Source organism: Mycobacterium sp. TH-M82 (assembly GCF_057473605.1).
In genome coordinates this window covers 1-2329 of sequence record NZ_JBYCKY010000584.1, presented here as the reverse complement: position 1 = coordinate 2329, position 2329 = coordinate 1, and the positions used below count along the sequence as shown (strand labels likewise).

Sequence of the window (2329 nt, the reverse complement as noted above, 5' to 3'; positions counted from 1 at the left end):
GGAGGAATTGTCAAGACCTGTGGATCACTGCTGCGTGACCAGTGCGTGCCCCCGATTCAGGCCGGGACTGGCGTGAACCCTGCACCTGACCCACCGTTGGCGTCCACGTCGTTGAGGATCGCGCTGAACATGATCACTCGGCTCTCGGGTTGTTCCGGGTGCCCGACAATAAACGGCCCGGTCGCCGGGAGGATGAATCCGTCGTAGACCATGGCGACCAGCAGATCGTTGGAGGTGATCGGGCTTCCGTCGTCGCCGGGTTGCCAGGACGCGGCAATGCGGCTGGTTGGGTGGTCCGGACGCGAGTTCAGGAGGGGGCTGGTGTGGCCGCAGTCATTGCCGGTAGCACCACCCTGTTTGCAGACCGGCTGATTCGGGGCAGGATCAGGGCCGATGCCGTTGATCGCGAAGCCTGCGAAGTCATGGACCGGGGTCACGGCGGCTGGGTCGAACTTGATTACCGCGTAGTTGAGGCTGCCGTTGGCGACCACAACGGTGCCCACGGTTACGTCTGTTCCCTCGGCTACCACCTGGGCACCAGGCCCACCACAACGGGCGGCGGTGAAACCAACCAGCTCACCCGTGTTGTCGTGGCCGATGGTGGTCAACGTGCAGTAGGTGTCGCCCACCGCGATACCGGCACCACCACCGAGCGGGACCGCCGCCGATGCCACTGGAGCAGAAAGCCCGGCGAGCATCACCGTCATCACGGATTCCACTACGAGCCATCTGAGGGCCAGTCGCATACCGGGCATTCTCCACCGGCCCGATAGCGCTCGCGTGCCGCTGTCCGATTGCACCCGGGATGCAGCGGCCCTGCCCCTCGCCGCACTGGCGTGGCAACCGAGGGAGTTGTCAAGGCCTGGGGATGGGTGTTTCATGCGACCTCCGTCTGGGCGGGTTGGGCCTCGGTCGTCGATGGTGTCGGGGTGATGTCGGTGGGTCGTTCGACCAGCTTGCCTTTGTGGAACACGGCGCCGGCCCGGACGAGAGCGACCAGGTGTGGGGCGTTGACGGCCCGCCAGCGTGCTTGTGCGGCGTCCATGAGCTTGTAGGACATGGCGATCCCGGCCGCGCGTGAGCCGGGCCCCTTGGTGACCTTGGTGCGCAACCTGACGGTGGCGAAGGTCGACTCGATCGGGTTGGTGGTGCGCAGGTGAATCCAGTGTTCGGCCGGGTAGCGGTAGAACTCCAGCAGCGAGTCGAGGTCGTCGGTGATCTTGGCGACGGCCTTGGGGTATTTGGCGCCGTAGTCGACCTCGAACGCCTTGACCGCTACCTGGGCGTGGTCAATGTCCTCGGCGTTGTAGATCTCCTTGAGTGCCGCCGTCGCTCCAGGATGGGCTGACTTTGGCAGTGCGGCAAGTACATTGGCCTGTTTGTGAAACCAGCAGCGCTGTTCACGGGTGTCGGGGAACACCTCGCGTAGCGCCTTCCAGAACCCGAGCGCGCCGTCGCCGACGGCCAGCACTGGTGCGGTCATGCCGCGACGGCGGGCATCGCGCAGCTGATCGGCCCACGACTCGGCCGATTCGCGGTAGCCATCGGTCAGTGCGACGAGCTCTTTGCGCCCGTCGGCACGTACCCCGATCATCACCAGCAGGCACAGTTTTTCCTGCTCGAGGCGTACCTTGAGGTGGATGCCGTCGACCCACAGGTAGACGTAATCGGTGCCGGAAAGGTCCCGCTCGCCGAACGCCTTGGCCTCGTCTTGCCACTGCGCGGTGAGCCGGGTGATCGTCGATGCCGACAATCCGGCACCGGTGCCTACGAACTGCTCCAGGGCGGGGCCGAAATCGCTGGTGGACAGCCCGTGCAGGTACAGCAGCGGCAACACTTCGGACACCTGCGGGGATTTGCGTGCCCAGGCCGGCAGGATCGCCGAGGCGAACCGCTGGCGCTCCCCGGTGTCAGGATCCACACGACGGTCGTTGACCCGGGGTGCCTTCACCGGCACCGCACCGGCAACGGTGAGCACCTCGCGCTCATCATGCGAGCCGTTGCGCACCACCAGGCGATGACCGTGCTCGTCGACCAGGTGGGCGTGGGCGTCAATGTAGGCAGCAACCTCGGCTTGCAGCGCGGCAGCCAGCATCTGCCGAGCGCCGTCGCGGACGATGTCATCGAGCAACGACCGGCCCGGGCGGGCGGCGCTGTCGTTGGACGATTCGCTGTCGTGAACTACGGTGAGCATGGGCGTGCCTTCCCGACCAGCGCGCCAACGCCGGTCTTGATCAGAACCAATTCGACTTGAAGATCATCCTCGGGAAGGTGCGCCCTTTCCTACGCCGCCTCGCCGAGGCTCATCCACAGGTTCTGATCATTGCTC

At 65.5% G+C, this 2329-nt stretch carries 2 protein-coding genes; both read right to left on the bottom strand.

Features of this window, described 5'->3' with window-relative positions:
- Window positions 1–56: 56 nt before the first annotated feature.
- Window positions 57–746 carry a chymotrypsin family serine protease gene (locus AC2VON_RS17550; RefSeq protein ID WP_486954093.1) on the bottom strand — a complete coding sequence of 230 codons (690 nt, stop codon included), beginning with the start codon at window positions 744–746 and terminating at the stop codon, window positions 57–59.
- A gap of 131 nt (window positions 747–877) precedes the next feature.
- Window positions 878–2194, bottom strand: coding sequence for an IS256 family transposase (locus AC2VON_RS17545; RefSeq protein WP_486954092.1), 1317 nt, complete (start codon window positions 2192–2194; stop codon window positions 878–880).
- Window positions 2195–2329: the final 135 nt, after the last annotated feature.

What these genes read in the sequence shown, in the direction of transcription:
- AC2VON_RS17545 (WP_486954092.1), bottom strand. Translation starts at nt 2,194, where the DNA reads ATGCTCACCGTAGTTCACGACAGCGAATCGTCCAACGACAGCGCCGCC.
- AC2VON_RS17550 (WP_486954093.1), bottom strand. Translation starts at nt 746, where the DNA reads ATGCGACTGGCCCTCAGATGGCTCGTAGTGGAATCCGTGATGACGGTG.